General features: G+C 67.2%; 18 protein-coding genes. 8 read left to right on the plus strand and 10 right to left on the minus strand.

The annotated features are described in order from the left end of the window. Nucleotides 1-798, minus strand: coding sequence for a 1-acyl-sn-glycerol-3-phosphate acyltransferase (locus tag GONAM_RS07440; RefSeq protein WP_006866142.1), 798 nt, complete (start codon nt 796-798; stop codon nt 1-3). 193 nt (nt 799-991) lie between these two features. On the opposite strand from GONAM_RS07440, the gene GONAM_RS07445 reads away from it, so the two are divergent. The 4 genes from GONAM_RS07445 (at nt 992) to GONAM_RS07460 (ending at nt 4586) form a co-directional block, all read left to right on the plus strand. Further along, complete coding sequence (locus tag GONAM_RS07445) at nt 992-1633, plus strand: PaaI family thioesterase (RefSeq protein WP_040535695.1); 642 nt, start codon at nt 992-994, stop codon at nt 1631-1633. A 4-nt stretch (nt 1634-1637) separates the two neighbouring features. After that, a complete protein-coding gene (locus tag GONAM_RS07450; protein ID WP_006866144.1) occupies nt 1638-2639 on the plus strand; it encodes an alcohol dehydrogenase catalytic domain-containing protein in 1002 nt (333 codons plus the stop codon). A gap of 46 nt (nt 2640-2685) precedes the next feature. After that, nucleotides 2686-3606: an amidohydrolase family protein gene (locus GONAM_RS07455; RefSeq protein ID WP_040535697.1), complete on the plus strand. Its 921-nt coding sequence runs from the start codon at nt 2686-2688 to the stop codon at nt 3604-3606. Nucleotides 3607-3782: 176 nt separating this feature from the next. Next, complete coding sequence (locus tag GONAM_RS07460; RefSeq protein ID WP_006866146.1) at nt 3783-4586, plus strand: FadR/GntR family transcriptional regulator; 804 nt, start codon at nt 3783-3785, stop codon at nt 4584-4586. Nucleotides 4587-4590: 4 nt separating this feature from the next. Here GONAM_RS07460 and GONAM_RS07465 read toward each other — a convergent pair whose 3' ends face one another. From GONAM_RS07465 to GONAM_RS07480, 4 genes are all read right to left on the minus strand, one after another. Further along, nucleotides 4591-5337 carry an amino acid ABC transporter ATP-binding protein gene (locus tag GONAM_RS07465; RefSeq protein ID WP_006866147.1) on the minus strand — a complete coding sequence of 249 codons (747 nt, stop codon included), beginning with the start codon at nt 5335-5337 and terminating at the stop codon, nt 4591-4593. 3 nt (nt 5338-5340) lie between these two features. Further along, entirely contained in the window at nt 5341-7122 is a 1782-nt protein-coding gene (locus GONAM_RS07470) for an ABC transporter substrate-binding protein/permease (protein WP_174310864.1), read from the minus strand. Between the two features lie 228 nt (nt 7123-7350). Next, the gene (locus tag GONAM_RS07475) at nt 7351-7620 is read right to left on the minus strand and encodes a DUF2277 domain-containing protein (RefSeq protein ID WP_005201435.1); all 270 of its coding nucleotides are present in this window, start codon (nt 7618-7620) and stop codon (nt 7351-7353) included. A gap of 57 nt (nt 7621-7677) precedes the next feature. Next, nucleotides 7678-8646 carry an NADPH:quinone oxidoreductase family protein gene (locus tag GONAM_RS07480; protein ID WP_006866149.1) on the minus strand — a complete coding sequence of 323 codons (969 nt, stop codon included), beginning with the start codon at nt 8644-8646 and terminating at the stop codon, nt 7678-7680. A gap of 49 nt (nt 8647-8695) precedes the next feature. On the opposite strand from GONAM_RS07480, the gene GONAM_RS07485 reads away from it, so the two are divergent. The 3 genes from GONAM_RS07485 (at nt 8696) to GONAM_RS23030 (ending at nt 11113) form a co-directional block, all read left to right on the plus strand. After that, the gene (locus tag GONAM_RS07485; RefSeq protein WP_006866150.1) at nt 8696-9388 is read left to right on the plus strand and encodes a class I SAM-dependent methyltransferase; all 693 of its coding nucleotides are present in this window, start codon (nt 8696-8698) and stop codon (nt 9386-9388) included. Nucleotides 9389-9482: 94 nt separating this feature from the next. Continuing rightward, on the plus strand, nt 9483-10235 hold the full coding sequence (locus tag GONAM_RS23025; protein WP_006866151.1) for a DUF222 domain-containing protein: 753 nt from the start codon (nt 9483-9485) through the stop codon (nt 10233-10235). Then, nucleotides 10196-11113, plus strand: a complete 918-nt coding sequence (locus GONAM_RS23030) for an HNH endonuclease signature motif containing protein (protein WP_280985351.1) — start codon at nt 10196-10198, stop codon at nt 11111-11113. Before GONAM_RS23025 ends, GONAM_RS23030 begins: the two co-directional genes overlap by 40 nt. 52 nt (nt 11114-11165) lie before the next feature. Here GONAM_RS23030 and GONAM_RS07495 read toward each other — a convergent pair whose 3' ends face one another. From GONAM_RS07495 to GONAM_RS07505, 3 genes are read right to left on the minus strand one after another with little or no spacing between them, the layout of a single operon-like run. After that, a complete protein-coding gene (locus GONAM_RS07495; RefSeq protein ID WP_006866153.1) occupies nt 11166-11933 on the minus strand; it encodes an SDR family NAD(P)-dependent oxidoreductase in 768 nt (255 codons plus the stop codon). Next, entirely contained in the window at nt 11930-12871 is a 942-nt protein-coding gene (locus tag GONAM_RS07500; RefSeq protein ID WP_006866154.1) for an alpha/beta hydrolase, read from the minus strand. Before GONAM_RS07500 ends, GONAM_RS07495 begins: the two co-directional genes overlap by 4 nt. Beyond that, a complete protein-coding gene (locus tag GONAM_RS07505) occupies nt 12868-14259 on the minus strand; it encodes a flavin-containing monooxygenase (protein WP_006866155.1) in 1392 nt (463 codons plus the stop codon). Before GONAM_RS07505 ends, GONAM_RS07500 begins: the two co-directional genes overlap by 4 nt. A 167-nt stretch (nt 14260-14426) precedes the next feature. On the opposite strand from GONAM_RS07505, the gene GONAM_RS07510 reads away from it, so the two are divergent. Then, nucleotides 14427-15029 carry a TetR/AcrR family transcriptional regulator gene (locus GONAM_RS07510; protein ID WP_006866156.1) on the plus strand — a complete coding sequence of 201 codons (603 nt, stop codon included), beginning with the start codon at nt 14427-14429 and terminating at the stop codon, nt 15027-15029. A gap of 25 nt (nt 15030-15054) precedes the next feature. On the opposite strand, the gene GONAM_RS07515 is transcribed toward GONAM_RS07510, so the two are convergent. Together GONAM_RS07515 and GONAM_RS07520 are read right to left on the minus strand one after the other, a co-directional pair. After that, nucleotides 15055-15918 carry a mycofactocin-coupled SDR family oxidoreductase gene (locus tag GONAM_RS07515; RefSeq protein WP_006866157.1) on the minus strand — a complete coding sequence of 288 codons (864 nt, stop codon included), beginning with the start codon at nt 15916-15918 and terminating at the stop codon, nt 15055-15057. 58 nt (nt 15919-15976) lie between these two features. Beyond that, entirely contained in the window at nt 15977-16834 is an 858-nt protein-coding gene (locus GONAM_RS07520) for an LLM class F420-dependent oxidoreductase (protein ID WP_006866158.1), read from the minus strand. Nucleotides 16835-16855 lie beyond the last annotated feature (21 nt).

Here is a 16855-nt window from a genome sequence, read left to right on the forward strand (position 1 = left end):
TCAGCCGAGAACCGGGAACCGGCGCTCGCGGGCGAGCCCGTCGAGGGCGTGCTGCATGCGCTTGCGGATCATCTGGTCCACCTCGTCGTGGTCCGGATTCGTCCCGAACTCGGCGGTGATGTCGACGGGGTCGAGTACCTCGGTGACGAGCTTCGAGGGCAACGGGATGTTGGGCGGGAAATGGGCGGTGAGCCCGAACGGGAAGCCGAAGGCGAACGGCGCGCTGTCGATGCGCAGCAGCTTGTCCAGCCTGAGCAGCTTGGCGAGGGCGTCACCACGGTTGAGGAAGAGTTGGGTCTCCTGGCCGCCGATGGTGACGATGGGAACGATCGGGACTCCCGCCTCGAGGGCCGTGCGGATGTAGCCGGTGCGGCCGTGGAAGTCGATCGTCGCCGACTCGCTGGTGGGACGCAGCACCTCCCACTCGCCGCCGGGGAACACGATGGTCGCGGCGCCCGCCTTGAGCGCGGCGACGGCGTTCTTCGGATGGGCCGGCAGGAAGCCGAACTTCCCGAAGACGTCCTTGCCCGCGCCGGTGAAGATCAGGTCGTGGGCCAGCGTGTAGAGCGGGCGGTCGGCACCGAACTGGTCGGCGAAGGCCACGCTGATCACCGGGACGTCGAAGGCCATCAGGCCGCCCGAGTGGTTCGAGACCAGCAGGACGCCCCCGTCGGGGACCTTGTCCATGCCCCGGACTTCCGAGCGGAAGTACTTCTTGGCCACGAGCTTCAGGACGGGCAGGACCCGCTTGACCCATGTCTCGTCGCGGGCGGTGAGGTCGAAGGTGCCGGCACTCATCGTCGTAACTCCTGTGATTGCGTTTCCGGGTTGCGGATCACCGCCCTGGCTGTCACCCACGGGCTGGATGACCTGGTGGTCGATGTCCACGAAAGCGGAAAACTAGAACACGTTCTAGTGTTGAATTAGAACACGTTCTAGTGGGAGTCGCCACTCGGCGTTACCTATGCCACACCTACTGATGGGTAGCCATATGCAGTTCATCCTCGAGGACATCACCGAAGCCGAGGTCGAGCGCCGTCGCGGGGTCTACGCACCCCTGACCGACACCGTCCGCGACCTGGTCGACGCCGTGATCAGGACAGAAGTCGGCGAGGACGCCCTCGCCGACGCCCAGCGGCGGATCGCCGAGATCGTCGCCGATCTGCGGACCGAGCAGATGGACGGGCCGTACGGGGTCCGGCACACGCGCGAGAACACCGGGATGGCCTGGGGCAATGCGGTCATCGGGGTACGCAACGCCATCGCGCCGCCGCTGAACGTCGAACATGTGGACGACGGTGTGCGCTGCGAGTTCACCCTGGGCGCGGCCTACGAGGGTCCACCGGGATGTGTGCACGGCGGGGTGTGCGCGATGCTCCTCGACCATCTCCTCGGCAACGCCGCCAGCTACGAGAGCGCCTGCTACACCGGGACCATCACCATCCGCTACCTCCGTCCGACGCGGCTGGGCGCACTGACCGCGCGGGCCTGGGTCACCGAGGAGACCGGCCGAAAGCGCATCGCACGCGGCACCATCTCCGACGCCGAGGGCGTGACCTGCGAAGCCGAGGGCGTCTTCATCGTGCCGCGATCGGCGGTCGACACCCCGCGGGTGCGCTGGTCGGCGGGCTGAGTCCATGAGGGCGGCAGTCACCTCGCCGGACGGATTCGAGGTCGTCGAACTCCCCGATCCGACGCCCGGCCCGGGAGAGCTCGTGCTCCGGGTCGCCGCGAACGGCATCTGCGGTTCCGACCTGTCGACCGCACCCTTCTTGCCCGCCGGCACCGTGATGGGTCACGAGTTCGCCGGTGAGGTCGTCGCGATCGGTCCGGATGTTCCCGACGTCGCGCCGGGGTTCCGCATCGGTGACCAGGTCGCGTCGATGCCCGTCCGTGGCTGCCACCGGTGCCGAGCCTGCCTGACCGGCGACATCGCCCGGTGCCCGTCCGCGCGCACACTGGGACTGGGCGTGTTGCCGGGCGCGCTGGCCGAGTATGTCGTCGTCGGTGCCGCCGAGAGCGTGCGGGTCGGCGGCATCGACCCGGCCGAAGGTGCACTGGTCGAGCCCCTCGCGGTCGGCCTGCACGCCGTGACGCGCGCCGGGATCGAACCCGGCGACCGCGTCCTCGTGCTCGGCGCCGGGCCGGTGGGAACGGCTGTGCTGCACTGGGTGTCGCGCGGTGTCGCGGGCGAGGTGATCTGTTCCGACCCCTCCCCCGGTCGTCGCGCCGCGGCACTCGACGTCGGCGCATCCGAGGTGCACACACCGGAATCGGTGACCGAGCAGATCCGGGACGGCTTCGACGTCGTGATCGAGTGTGTCGGCAAACCGGGGATGATCGCCGCGGCGCTCGATGCGGTGCGCACCCACGGGCGCATCGTCGTCGCCGGCGTGTGTCTGCGCGACGACCACTTCATGCCCGTCGCCGGCATCGTCAAAGAGGCGTCGATGGACTTCGTCTCGTACTACACGACGGCCGAGTTCAGCAGCGCTGCCGCCGAACTGAACCGCGGCGCGGTCGGCTCGTCGACGCTGGTCAGCCAGATCGTCGGGCTCGACGCCGTGAACCGCGTCTTCGCCGAACTGTCGGCGCCCAACGACCATCGGAAGGTGCTGATCGCTCCCGCCGTCGGCTGACCGGCCTCCGTGTCCCGGGTCCGGCGCCGGGCGTACCGTCGTACGGGTGAACAGTGCCGTTCCAGAGTCCCCAGTGCCGTTCAGTTCCCACGAGGCGGATCGCGTTCGCGCCGTCTGGCAGGACCTCGACCTGCCAGGCATCGTCGACGTCCACACGCATTTCATGCCGCGTCCGGTGATGGACAAGGTGTGGGCCTACTTCGATTCCGCGGGTCCGCTGGTCGGACGCGAGTGGCCGATCACCTACCGCGCCGACGAGGACGTCCGGGTGTCGACACTGCGCGATTTCGGGGTCCGCGCCTACTCGTCGCTGGTCTACCCCCACAAGCCCGACATGGCGGAGTGGCTCAACGGCTGGGCGAATGATTTCGCCGCCCATCACGAGGACTGTCTGCACACCGCGACCTTCTATCCGGAGGAATCGGCCGCCGCGTACGTCTCCCGTGCGATCCAGGCCGGCGCGCGTGTGTTCAAGTCCCACATCCAGGTCGGCGACTACTCCCCGATGGACTCGCTGCTCGACGGCGTGTGGTCGCAGATCGCCGACTCGCAGGTACCGGTGATCATCCACTGCGGTTCGGGCCCTGCACCCGGGCACCACACCGGCCCGGAACCCATTCGCGCTCTGCTGCACCGGTTCCCGTCGCTGCCGCTGATCATCGCCCACATGGGCATGCCCGAGTACGAACCGTTCCTCGACTTCGCGCTCGAGTACCCCAACGTCCACCTCGACACGACGATGGCGTTCACCGACTTCGCCGAGGAGGACGCCCCTTTCCCCGACGACCTGCGGTCACGTCTGGCCGACGCCGGGGACAAGATCCTGTTCGGCAGCGACTTCCCCAACATCCCGTACGGCTACACCCATGCGCTCGAGGTGATCACCGGCCTCGGCATGGGCGATGACTGGCTACGCAATGTGTTCTACCGCAACGCCGCTCGGTTGTTCGGCCTCGAGGAGCAATGACCCGCCGGTTCCCACGTCCTCTGCACGGATGACGGGCCCGTGCTAGAACCGTAGCGGGGGTTTCATCCACTCATACGATTTTTCCGGGTCTCGTCCCGGCGACCACGTAGAGTGCAACCGATCGGATTCCAGCCAGCGGCTCCGTGCCAGTTTCACCGAATCTGAAGAGGTCGATGATGACACGCGAAATCGTCCGCGCGGGCCTGCCGATCATCTACCGGCCGGGCGACATCCATTCGTCGGCGAAACCCGGCGAGACCACCCGTGCCCCGAAGGCCTCGGAGACCACCGCTGCGGCCATCGTCTCCGACATCGTCAGCCTCGGCCTACGACGCGGCGACCGCCTCCCCGCCGAGAGCGACATGCTCGCCAACTACTCGGTCAGCCGGGAGAGCCTGCGCGAGGCCCTGCGCATCCTCGAGGTCCAGGGCCTGATCACACTGAAGCGCGGCCCCGGCGGCGGCCCGTTCGTGAGCGCGCTCAACGCGTCGTACCTCGCACGGACCGCGACGCTCTACTTCCACCTCGCCGGTGCGACGTACGACGAGGTCTTCGACACCTGGAGACTCCTCGAACCGCAGCTGGCGGCGAAAGTCGCCCGGAACGAGGACCGCAAGATGAAGGAGGCCGCCTTCGCGCGGTTCCTCGATCACGACGTCGAAGCGCTCCGCGACAGCGAGATCCTCGGCGACCTCACCAACTTCCACGCGGTCATCGCCGAACTCAGCGGCAACCGTGTTCTGACCCTGCTGACCCAGGCCATCAACCACATCGTCGTCGAACATGTCCTCGCAGCCGGCCGCGACACCGCAGCCGGGGACGACGCGGTGCGACACGACCACGCCGACATCGCCAGGGCGATCATCGCGGGCCGCCCACGGAAGGCCGAGACACTGATGCACGATCACATCAGCGAGGTCGTCGAACGGTTCCGGGAACGACACCCGGAACGGTCCGACGAACTCGTCCAGTGGATGTGAGGTCTCAGAGCACCTGAGACAGGAAGGTGCGCAGGCGGTCCGACTTCGCGTCGTCGAAGAGCTGCCCGGGATCACCGGTCTCCACCACGGCGCCGTGGTCCATGAACAACACGTTGTCACTCACGTTGCGGGCGAAGCCCATTTCGTGGGTGACCACGACCATGGTCATCCCCTCGGACGCGAGGTCGGCCATCAGCGCCAGCACGCCCTTGACGAGCTCGGGATCGAGGGCCGAGGTCGCCTCGTCGAAGAACATGACCTCCGGCGTCATCGCGAGCGCCCGGGCGATGGCGACGCGCTGCTGCTGACCGCCCGACAGACGCGCCGGCCGCACGTCGGCCTTCTGGGTCAGGCCGACGATCTCGAGCTGCTTGAGCGCGACCTCGCGGGCCTCCTCCTTGCTGAGCCCCTTGAGTTTCCGGGGTCCCAGGGCGACGTTCTCGACAACCGTCTTGTGAGGGAACAGGTTGAAGTGCTGGAACACCATGCCGATTCGGCGGCGCAGTTCATCCGGGTTGTCCTTCAGGACGGACCGGCCGTCGAGCAGGATGTCACCCTTGTCGGGCTCGTGCAGGCGGTTGAGCACGCGCAGGAGCGTCGACTTGCCCGACCCCGACGGCCCGATGACGGTGGTCGTCGTCCCGGCGTCGACCTGGATGTCGACGCCGCGCAGCACATGATGCTCGCCGAAGGACAGGTGTAGGTCGGTGCCGGTCAGTGACACCGCTTTTCGTGTGGTGGTGGCAGTCATGGCCTATCCCTTCTCGACGGCGGTGGCGGGCAACGAGTCATCGTGGACCTCGGTGGGCCTGCCGGTGCGGAGGCGACGGTCGATGTAGTTGACCAGGTGCGTCAGCGGGATGGTCAGGATGAGGTACATGATGCCCGCGGCGACCAGCGGCGACAGGTTTCCGGTCTGCGCGTTGAGGTCTCGGCCGACGGCGAAGAGCTCACGCTGGCTGGCCAGCAGTCCGAGGAAGTAGACCAGGGAGCTGTCCTTGATCAGGCTGATGAACTGATTCATCAGCGCGGGCAGCACCCTCCGGACGCCCTGCGGCACCACGACCAGCCGCATCGACTGGCGGTAGCTGAAGCCTATGGCACGGGACGCCTCGAGCTGACCGTCGTCGACGCTCTGGATACCGGATCGGAAGATCTCGCCGATGTAGGCGGCCGCGAGCAGGGCCAGGGCCACCGCTCCGAGCCAGTACGGGTTGTTGCCGGTGATGCCCTTGACCACCGGGCCGACGCCCAGGCCGACGATGAGGATGACGACCACGGCCGGCAGACCGCGGAAGATGTCGGTGTACACGCGTGCGGGCCAGCGCAACCAGCGCGACCGGGAGATGCCGCAGATCGCCAGGATCATGCCCAGGATGGTGCCGAGCACACCGGACACGACCGAGAGGATCAGCGTGTTCACCAGGCCGGTCTTGACCAGTTCCGGGAAGGACTTCCCGTACAGGTCCCAGTTGAAGAAGGTGTCGCCGAGCTGCTGGAGCGTGCTCTTCGGCTTGGTGGTCTCGGTCGGGCCGGCCTTCTCGGCGTTCTCCGCGGCGATGGCGGCGATGTCGGAGAGTTCGGGTGTCGGCGCGGCCTTGCTGCCCGGCTTCCAGCCCTCCGGCAGTTCTCGCGGAACCCAGTCCTCATAAAGCTTCGCGTAGGTGCCGTCGGCGATGATGGCGTCGAGTCCGGAGTTCAGCGCCTCGACGAGATTGGGCTTGTTCTTGCCGACCGCCCACGCGATGAAGTTGTTGACGCTGAAGGTGTTCTCGACGATCGCAGTGTTGTCGCCCTCGCGGACCGCTCCCTCGGCCTGCTGTGACGGCGCCACCCAGGCGTCGACCTGACCGCTCTTGAGGTTGGCGTAGGCCGTCGCATAGTCGGGGAACTTGACCGGGTCCAGGCCGAGCGTGTTGATGACGTAGTCGTCCTGCACCGTGCCCTGCACGACGGCGATGCGAGTGGCTTCCGAGAGGTCACCGAAGCTCTTGACGGAACCGTTCGTGGGTGCGACGAGTGAGAAGTAGCCGAAGTCGTAGCCGTTGGTGAAGTCGACGGTCTTGCGGCGGTCGTCGGTGGTGGTGATCGACGACGACCCGACGTCGAACCGGTTGTTGGCGACCTGCGAGAGCAGACCGGCGAACTCGGTGCCGTTGAACTCGACCTGCAGGCCCAGCTTCGCGGCGACGGCCTTCAGGAGCTCGTTGTCGAAGCCGGTGAAGACACCGGCGCTGTTGACGCAGATGCTGGGTCCGGCGTCGGACAGCGTGCCGACGGACAGCTTGCCCGGCGCGAGCAACTCGAGAGCATCCAGGTCGAGCTGGTCGATCGGCGTGGTGTTCGGGGTGGTGTATTTGTCCTCCCCGCCCTGCTCTGCAGCCGCCAGGTTGACCGGTGCGGCCGACGCGGACGCGAGACCAGCCGGGGCACAGCTGTCGTCGGGGGCGGCCTGTGCATGGGGCGCAGGTCCGCCGAGGATGGACAGGAGGCCGATGATGGCGGCCGTCAGCGCGAGCGCGAGAAGACGAACCACGCGCGGTACGGGTCGCGCGCGATGAGATCGGTGGTTGGACACCACTCCGAGACTATCCGCGGCGCCACGCGAGGTCCCAATTTTTCGCTCGCCGGTGGTTCTAACCGCGCTGAACTGGGGTTTGTCCGGGTTGTCGGATTGTCCGCGGCACGGATCTGCGTGCCCTACCCCGATTCGCAGGTGTCGCGATTCGTATCGGTGCCCGATACGAATCGCGACATCTGACTGCTAGCCCCGCGCGGCGATCCGCGCCTGGACCTCGGGGCGTCGGAGCGGGGGCACCGTCTTCGGCGGCTGACGCCGTTCGGGCAGGGCGTCGAGCAGGGTGCGGGTGGCCGCGGTGACGGCGGTGACCGCGGCCTCGAAGGCCTCGGCGTTGGCCGGCGAGGGGTGCCGCACGCCGCTCACCTTGCGGACGTATTGCCGTGCGGCCGCCTCGACCTCGTCGGCCGTGGCGGGCGGTTCCAGTCCGCGGAGTTCGGTGATGTTGCGGCACATGGCGGTTCCCTTCGCAGGTGGTTTCTCCTGCGGTCGTCGCCGGCCGAGCCGATGCCCTCAGTCGCCGATCTTGACGACCGCCTTACCCAGGATCCGCCCTTCGGCGAGATCGGTCAACGCCTCGGGCAGCTGATCCAGCGAGTAGGTGACGTTGACCTGCGGGGTCATACCGTCGGCGATCATCTGGGCCAGCTCCTCGTGCAGGATCGCCGGGAGCTCCGGGTGGGTGCGCACGTATTCGCCCCACGCAGCACCGACGACGGCGATGTTGCGGAAGAGGACGCGGTTAAGCTTGACCGTCGGGATGCCTCCCGCGGCGAAGCCGATCACGACGTAACGGCCGTCCGGCGCGACTTGGCGCAGCGCCTCGTCGAAGACCTCGCCGCCGGACGGGTCGATCATGACGTCGACGCCCTTGGGCGCGACCTCCCGGAGCTTGTCGCCCCAGCCCTCTTCGAGCTGCACGATCTCGTCGGCGCCCGCGCTGCGCAGCAACTCCTCGGCCCCCTTGCGATGGACGATGGCGACGACCTTGGCGCCCATGGCCTTCGCGACCATGATCGAGGCGGTGCCGACGCCGCCGGCCGCGCCCAGAACACCGACGACCTCGCCGGGCTGGGTGTGCGCGCGGGTCTTCAGCGCGAACAGGGCGGTCTGGTAGTTGATGCCCATCGCCGAACCCTGCTCGAAGCTGAGTCCCTCGGGCAGCGGCAGCAGCTGCTCCGGTGCGGCGGCGACCTGTTCGGCGAAACCGCCGACGATCGATGCGACGAGGACCTTGTCCCCCACCTTCACCGACGAACCCTCGGGCGCCGACCGCACCACACCGGCGACCTCGGTACCCGGGGTGAACGGGGTGGGCACGCGGAGCTGGTACTTCCCCTGGCTCATCAGGAGGTCCGGAAAACACACACCGCAGGACTTGACGTCGACGACGACCTGACCGTCGGCGGGAGTGGGATCGGGGACCTCGGTCAATTCGAGTCCGGAAGGGCCTGTCTCTGCACTGAGTACCTGAGCTTTCATACCGGTCACCCTACGCGGCGCCGCTCACACACCCGATAGGATCTGTGCCATGTCACAGTCCACGGCGCCGTCGCCGAACGCACCGTCCCCCGAACGCCGCAAAGTCGCCGACGAAGCACCCGGCTTCATGCCGCTCGACGAGGCACAGACGCTGTTCGAGATCGCCGGAGAGTATCTGTCCCAACCGGATTCGACGAAGGTCGGCGTGGAGATCGGCACCTACTGCGGAAAGTCCACGGTCTTCCTGGGTTCGGCCGCCGAGGCCAACGACGCCGTCATCGTCACGGTCGACCATCACCGCGGTTCCGAAGAGCATCAGCCGGGCTGGGAGTACCACGACGAGTCGCTGGTCGACCCGCACACCGGCACACTCGACACCTCGGCTCGATTCCGCCGCACCATGTTCGACGCCGGCCTGGAGAAGACCGTCGTCGGACTCCTCGCGCCGTCGACCGTCGCCGCCCGGATCTGGGGCAAGCCCGCCGACTTCGTCTTCATCGACGGCGGCCACAGCATGGAAGCCGCCCAGAACGATCTCGACGGCTGGGCGCCGTGGGTCCGCATCGGCGGCGCCCTGCTGATCCACGACGTCTTCCCCGACCCCGCCGACGGCGGACGCCCGCCCTACGAGATCTATTGGCAGGCACTGGCAACCGGCCAGTTCACCGAGGTCCGGGCCGAGGGCTCACTACGCGTGCTGCGCCGCGACTCGGGTGAGGTCGGGGCGCCGCTGAAGGCCTGACCGGAGGCCCTACTACCGAAAGTCGTTGCCACACCGTCTGACAACCCGCTCGGCACCGAACAGAATTGTCGGTGACCGATCGTATGGTGTTGTCATGGCCTTCGAGTTCGGCGACACCACCCCCACCGGGGACCTCCCCGGCGAGGGTTTCGACGTGCTCGAACCCTTGGCCGGACTGTCGGCCGAAGCACTCGTCAGCACCGCCGCGTACTCGGCCACGATGAACGCGGTCAACACCTGCCGCACCCTGATGGCCGCCAGCCTGCTGCACGAACAACGCGAAGAGGAATACCTCCTGCATCGCAGCGGGCTCCACACCGGACAAGCACAATCGGTCGACGAACTACTCAACAAGACCGCAAACGCAGCCGCAGGTGTGGACCCCTACGCCGAGTACGGACCAAACGGATTCGAACAAGCCACCGCCGAACTCGGTGCCGCACTGAACCTAACCGCCGCCGAAGCCCGCGACCTCATCCGCACCGGCGACGCCATGCGGTACCGACTCCCACTCACCGGCACCGCGCTCGCCTGCGCACGAATCGACTTGCGCCGATTCACCATCGCCCTCACACGCACCGACTTCGTCGACGACGCCACCATGCCGATCGTCGATGCGCACCTGGCCGAAGCGATCCTGGCACGCGACCCCATGTCCACCACACGATTCACCGCACTCGTCGACCAGATCGTGCACAAACACGCACCCGATGCGGTCCGCCGACGCAACGACCACGCCACCCGCGACCGCGAAGTGACGATCCGACCGACCGGTTCCAGCCCGGCCGCTCCCGCATCACCGGCAACCTGCCCCACACCGACGCCGCCGCCCTCAATGCCCAGCTGACCGCCATCGCCACCACCGTCCACCCGAGTGATGGGCGCACCATGTCTCAGCGCCGGGCCGACGCCCTCCTCGCTCTCGCCCACGGCCGGCGGGCACTCGACTGTCACTGCCCCGACTGCGCACCCGAACCCGCCGAGCAAGACCTCGACACGCTCGAGCCCACCCAACCCGTTGAAACCGAGGCTCCGGCAGATGAACCCGCCGACACCTCACCGTCCTGCTCGTGCGCGGGCCACGGCCCCCGGCCGACCTTTCACATCATCGGCAACCTCTCGACGCTCGTCGGCCTCGACAACGACCCCGGCATGCTCGACGGCCACGGCCTCATCGACGCCGACACCATGCGCAGCCTGCTCGCCGATGCCATCTGTGATGTCGTCACCGCCGGGGTCGGCAACGGACCAAGCGACGCCGACGCCCAAGCAGCCGCAGCCGCGAGCCGGTATGTACCCAGCCGCAAACTCCAGTCACTCGTGCGGGCCGGCGAACTGTGCTGTACCTTCCCCGGCTGCAACCAGCCCGTCTGGATCTCCGACCTCGACCACACCCACCCGTTCGATCACACCAACCCCGACCACGGCGGGAAAACCAGCGAGCGCAACCTGAAACCGTTGTGTCGGTTCCACCACCGCATCAAAACCTTCGGGGCGTGGCAGGACTCTCAGGACGAGTACATGTCGATCTGGTTCGAATCGCCCACCGGCCACGTCTACCAGGGCAACTCGTTCACCGGACGGGACCTCTTCGGCGCCCTGACACCGCGAAAGCCACCCGATCACCCCGCCCGGCAACGGATCGCCGACGATCGGGCCGCCCGCACCACAACTCATCGTCGAAAACTCGACGAGTGGGACATTGCCAACCCACCTCCCTTCTGAGCGGGAGCAGGTGGGTGGGTGGAGGCTGACTCGATACGCCTCGTCGCAAGCTCTACTCAGGGAGCGGAGAGCCCAGCATCGCGCGCGCCTTTCCGAGTACGTCGGGGTACCGCTTGAGGTGCGCCCCGCCGTTCACGTCGAAGGCCGCGCCGGTGATCCACCGGGCCTTGTCGGAGGCGAGAAAGACGATGGTGTCGGCGATCTCGGCCGGTTCGCCGCTGCGTCCGAGCGGGGTGTTCTCGATGTACTCCTCGGTGAGACCCGGCACGAATCCGATGCCCTCGGTCAACGGCGTCTGCACCAGTCCGGGCGACACGGCGTTGACCCGGATTCGACGGTCCGCCAACTCGAGAGCCGCGACCTCGACGAGCATCAGAACTCCCGCCTTCGACGCGCAGTACGAACCCATCCCGGCACCCGGCTGACGCCCGTTGAGCGAGGCGATGCAGGTGATCGAGCCGCCGTCGGCGATCCGACGACCGGCGTGCTTGATCACCAGGAACGTGCCCGTCAGGCAGACATCCACGGTGTGTTGCCAGGCGCTGAGCTCGAGTTCGGTGAGCGCACCGGGATCGGACAGCCCCGCACAGTTCACCACCGTGTCGAACTCCCCGATCGCATCGAACGCCGCGACCACCGAGTTCTCGTCGGTGACGTCGAGATGCAGTGCGCGGACGGTGTCGCCTCGCTCGGCGGCGATCGTCTCCGCACGCTCGGCATCGATGTCGGCGACGACGACCTCCACCCCCTCGGCCGTCAGGGCGTCGACCGTCGCGAGCCCGATGCCCGACGCCCCGCCGATGACGACGGCGCGCTTCACCGGGCGCTCACCGTCTGGTCGGCGAGGTGGCGGGTGAGGAACGAGATCGCGTGCCCGACACACGGTTCGAACCAGTCGTTGCCCTCGAAGACGTCGAAGTGATCGCACGGGTAGTGCCGGACCTCGGCACGTGCCTTGAACGCCGTCTTGGCCGCCGCATGTGGTGGTGCGGCGGAGTCGTGATCGGCGATCTGGACAAGAACAGGGGCGTCGATGTCGCCGACGTGCTTGTCCGCGCGGAATCCGCCGATCTCCAGGCCGACGGACGCGTCGACCTCGTTGCGCCACGACGGCCCGGCGATCGCGAGGTAGCTCTCCAGGAATCCCGGTGCGGTCAGTGCCGCATCGCGATCGCCCGGCTTTCCGACGACCCGCATCATCTTCGGGCCGCGACCCAGCTTCGAGGAGACCGCGCTCGCCACCGCCGATGCCGTCGAGCGCGCGATGGCCGCTCCCCCGACCTGCTCGTAGGCCACGCGACCGGCGGCGAGGCCGTTCACCAGTGGGATCACCGAGATCACCGCGGCGATGTCGGTGCGGCCGCTGGAGACCGTCAGGGCGTGACCGCCCGACTGCGAGACGCCCCAGAGGATGACCCGATCCGGGTCGACGCCGGCCTGCTTCTTCGCCGCGACGATCGCCGCGCGGTAGTCATCTGCCTGGCGTTCGAGCGAGATCTGCTGTCGCGGCTGCCCTCCCGACAACCCGAAGCCGCGGTAGTCGAAGGCGAAGACCGCCAGCCCGGCCTCCGCGAAGCGCTGCGCGAACGGCGCAAGACCCGAATCCTTGGTGCCCGCGAAACCATGCGCCATCACGACGACGGGGCGTTTGCCGTCGACCTCGAAGGGCGAGTCCGACGATCCGACGAAGAACCATGCGTCGCAATCGATGCCGGACGACGGGAAACGAACGGTCTGGGCTCCGGACGGTGTGGTCATGCGGTGGCCTCCGCTCCCGAGATGGTGCCGACGAACACGGACTCCGCGACACCGGCCCAGGTCATCGGCCCCTCCTCCTGCGCGCGGCGTCGACCGTCGGGAATCTCCTTGGTACGCATGTTGTGTTCGTACAGATAGTGGTCGAGTTGCTGAGTGTGCCGGGCGCTCTGAACCATGTGACCGGTGAAGAACTCGGTGTCGGCCGCGATCGTGGCCCGCATCTCCGCCACTGATGGCGGCCGATAGTGGCCGGTCGCGTACGCGCCGATCAGGCGCGACTGGCATTCGACGAACGGGAAGAGCGTCGGGACCGCCTGGGCGAAGCCGGCGAAGACGAGATCGTCGATACCCGGGTAGAACATCCGCTTGTAGAGGTCGATGCGGTTGTCGGGGGCGGAGATGAAGTCGGGGTCGAAGAACGGGAAGGTGATGTTGTATCCCGTTGCGTAGATGATGATGTCGAAGTCGTCGGACGTGCCGTCGTCGAAATGGACCGTCGACCCGTCGAGGCGACTGACGTTCGGTTTGGCGATGACGTCGCCGGATCCGAGTCGTAGCGGCAGCTCCACCGACTGCGTCGGATGGGCCTCGAAGAACTTGTGATTCGGCGTCGGCAGGCCGTAGTCCTCGGGACGGCCGGCGGTCACCGGCTGCATGATCTGCACGAACTTGCGTTGCCAGGCCATCGGGATGTGCGGTGAGGTCCTGTAGTACTTGTCGGCGGGCTTGCCGCCGAAGTACTTCGGCACGATCCAGGCACCCGAGCGGGTCGACAGCGTCAACTTGTTGTCGAGAGCCTTCGACGACAACTCGACCGCGATGTCGGCTGCGCTGTTCCCCAGGCCGACGACCAGGATGCGCTTGCCCATGAAGTCATGCGGCGTCCGCGGATCGATGTAGTGATGGGCGTGCATCTCGATGCCGTCGAACTTGCCCGGGAAGTTCGGGAACCGCGGGTCCCAGTGATGCCCGTTGGCGACGATGAGGAGGTCGAAGCGGCGTCGTTCACCGCGCTGGGTCTCCAACTCCCAGCCCCCGCCGTCGAGTCGACGGGCGTGCTCGATGCCGTTGGTGAACTCGATCGACCTCGTGAGGTCGAAGGCCTCCGCGTAGGAGTCGAGATAGGCCTTGATCTGTGTGTGGTGCGGGAAGTCGGGGTACTCGTCGGGCATCGGGAAATCCCGGAAGGACAACTGATGCTTGGAGGTGTCGATGTGCAGCGACCGGTACGCGCTGCTGTGGCCGTTCGGGTTACCGAAAGCCCAGTTGCCGCCGATGCGGTCGGAGCTCTCGAAGCAGGTGTACGGGACGCCGTAATCGGTGAGCATCTTGCCCGCGGTCAGGCCACTGATCCCGGCTCCGATGATCGCGGTGGTTGGTAACGGCACACTGCCCCCTCTGGACAAACATGATCTGTAGACACAATCTGGTTTGTGTCTACACCCACGACCGCGGCCGTGTACACAGATTCCGCGAACTGTCTACGGGCTTGTTAGTCTTCGGCGGAGCGCTGACGACAGAACACACCCAGGCGACGAGCGACGCAGGAGACCCCGTGACCGAGACAACCAACCCGTCGGTTCACGACCGGTTGCTCGACGCCACCGAGAAGTTGCTGGCCGAGAAAGGCATTCGGGCTACGACGATGCAACAGGTCGCCGAGTCCGCCGGCGTCTCCCGGGCTTGGTTGTACCGGCACTACCCCGACAAACCGTCGATGATCGGTGCGACCATCGTGCGGCTGACGGAATCGTTCTGGCGCGACGCACGCGCGACGCTCGACGGCATCGGCGATCTCGCCGGACAGCTGACCGCCGGCGTACGGATCGGGCGCGGCGCCTACGACGACCCCGGAACCCTTCTCATGCGACTGCGCAGCGACGAGCCGACGGAGTTCGCCGAATGCGCGGGCGTCGGCGTCGTGAAACTGGTCCCCGACCTCGCCGGCTTCTGGTTCCCGTACGTCGAGGCAGCCGCGCGGCGCGGGGAGATCCACGCCGGACACGATCTGCACGAGGTCGCCGAATGGGTTGCGCGCGTGCTGATCAGCCTCGGTACATCGCCGGGTGAGACCGTAGACATCGACGATGCCGAACAAGTCCGGCGTCACCTCGACCGTTTCGTCCTGCCCGGCCTGCGTACCGACCCGAACTCCTGACGGCCCGGGCGTTTTCCGGGTGCCGTCAGTCGGGCACGCCGGGCGGGACCGAGTTCAGCAGTGCACCCGCCTCCAGGCGCAGCTGCTGTCCGGTCATGTAGCGGGAGGCGTCGGACGCCAGATACACGACCGCCTCGCTGATGTCCTCCGGCGGGATGAGATCGACCGGCATGCCGTGCAGCGCCGCGAAGACGCCCTTGACGTCGTCGTACGTCGGTTTTTCGAGGTCGGGACGGAACAGGTGGTAGATCTCGTCGTGGTGCACCATCGGGGTGTCGACGTTGCCGGGGTGGATGGCGTTCACCCGGATGCCCTTCGGCGCAAGGTTGCGCGCCAGGTCGTTGACCAGCCGCGCCACCGCCCGCTTCGAGTGGCTGTATCCCGAGGCTCCCGGTCCGGCCTCCTTCGACTCGAATGAACCCATGAACGCCGCCATCGATCCGATGCAGATGATCGACGCGCCCGACTCCAGGTGGGGCACAGTCAGTTCGAGGGTGTTGATGACTCCGCCGAGGTTCACCGCGACCGTGTTGAGCCATGTCACGGATGGACTGTCGGGACCGAGCGGACTGACCCCGGCGTTGGCGACCACGATGTCGAGACGCCCGAACTCGGCCACCGCGTCGTCGATGGCAGCCTTGAGCGCATCCCTGCTGCGCACGTCGGCGATCTTGGTGATGACGCGGCGATCGAAGGAGTCGACGATCTTCGCGGTCTGCGCCAGATCGTCCGGTGTGCTCATCCCGTAGTTCACCGTCGGGATCTGGTCGCAGATGTCGATCGCGATGACATCGGCGCCCTGCTCGGCGAGCCGGGCGGCGTGGCTGCGTCCTTGCCCGCGCGCCGCGCCGGTGATCAGGGCGACCTTGCCGTCGAGCCGTGTGTCCACGTGCTTCTCCTCTGGTGTGCAGACTCTCGGCCGAACGACGCCGACCGCGTTCGGTGGTTCAGACGGTTGCGGGGACCAGGTCGAGCTTGCCGGCCAGCTTCGCGAGGTAGCCCGTCGCGCGTTCGACCGAGTCATCGGGCAGGCCGTAGAGCACAGTGGTGACGCCGATCTCGCGCCACTTCGCGAGCTTCTCCGGGACCGGCTTGAAGTCGAGGACGACGATCTCCGGCTGACCTTCACGACCGGCGTCGGACCAGATCTGCTTGAGCAGTGCGACAGACCCCTCGATGTCCTCTTCGCCCGGCGTGGTGATCCAACCGTCGGCACTGCGAGCGATCCACTTGAAGTTCTTCTCGTTGCCGGCCGCACCGACCTGCACGGGGATGTGGCCCTGCGTCGACTTGGGCCACGCCCAGCTCGGCCCGAAGTTCACGAACTCACCGCTGTACTCGGCTTCCTCCTGCGTCCACAGGGCCCGCATCGCCTCGAGGTATTCGCGCAGCATGGTCCGACGCCGCTTCGGCGGCACGTTGTGATCCGCGAGTTCGTCGAGGTTCCAACCGAATCCGACGCCGAGCGTCACGCGACCGCCGGAGATGTGGTCGAGGGTGGCGATGGTCTTGGCCAAGGTGATCGGGTCCGACTGGACCGGGAGCGCCACGGCGGTCGCCAGGCGGATGCGTTCGGTGACCGCGGCGGCCGCGGCGAGGGACGTCCACGGGTCGAGGGTGCGCATGTACCGGTCGTCGGGCAGGGTCTCGTCACCGGTCTGCGGGTGGGCGGCATCGCGGCGGGTGGGGATGTGCCCGTGCTCGGGAACGTAATACGACGCGAAGCCGGCGTTCTCGATCAGCGGTGCCAGCACATGCGGCTTGAGCCCGCGATCGCTGGTGAACTGCACGATTCCGAAATCCATGAGGCCTCCCCGGGCACCGTT

The organism is Gordonia namibiensis NBRC 108229, from assembly GCF_000298235.1.
GTDB lineage: Bacteria > Actinomycetota > Actinomycetes > Mycobacteriales > Mycobacteriaceae > Gordonia > Gordonia namibiensis.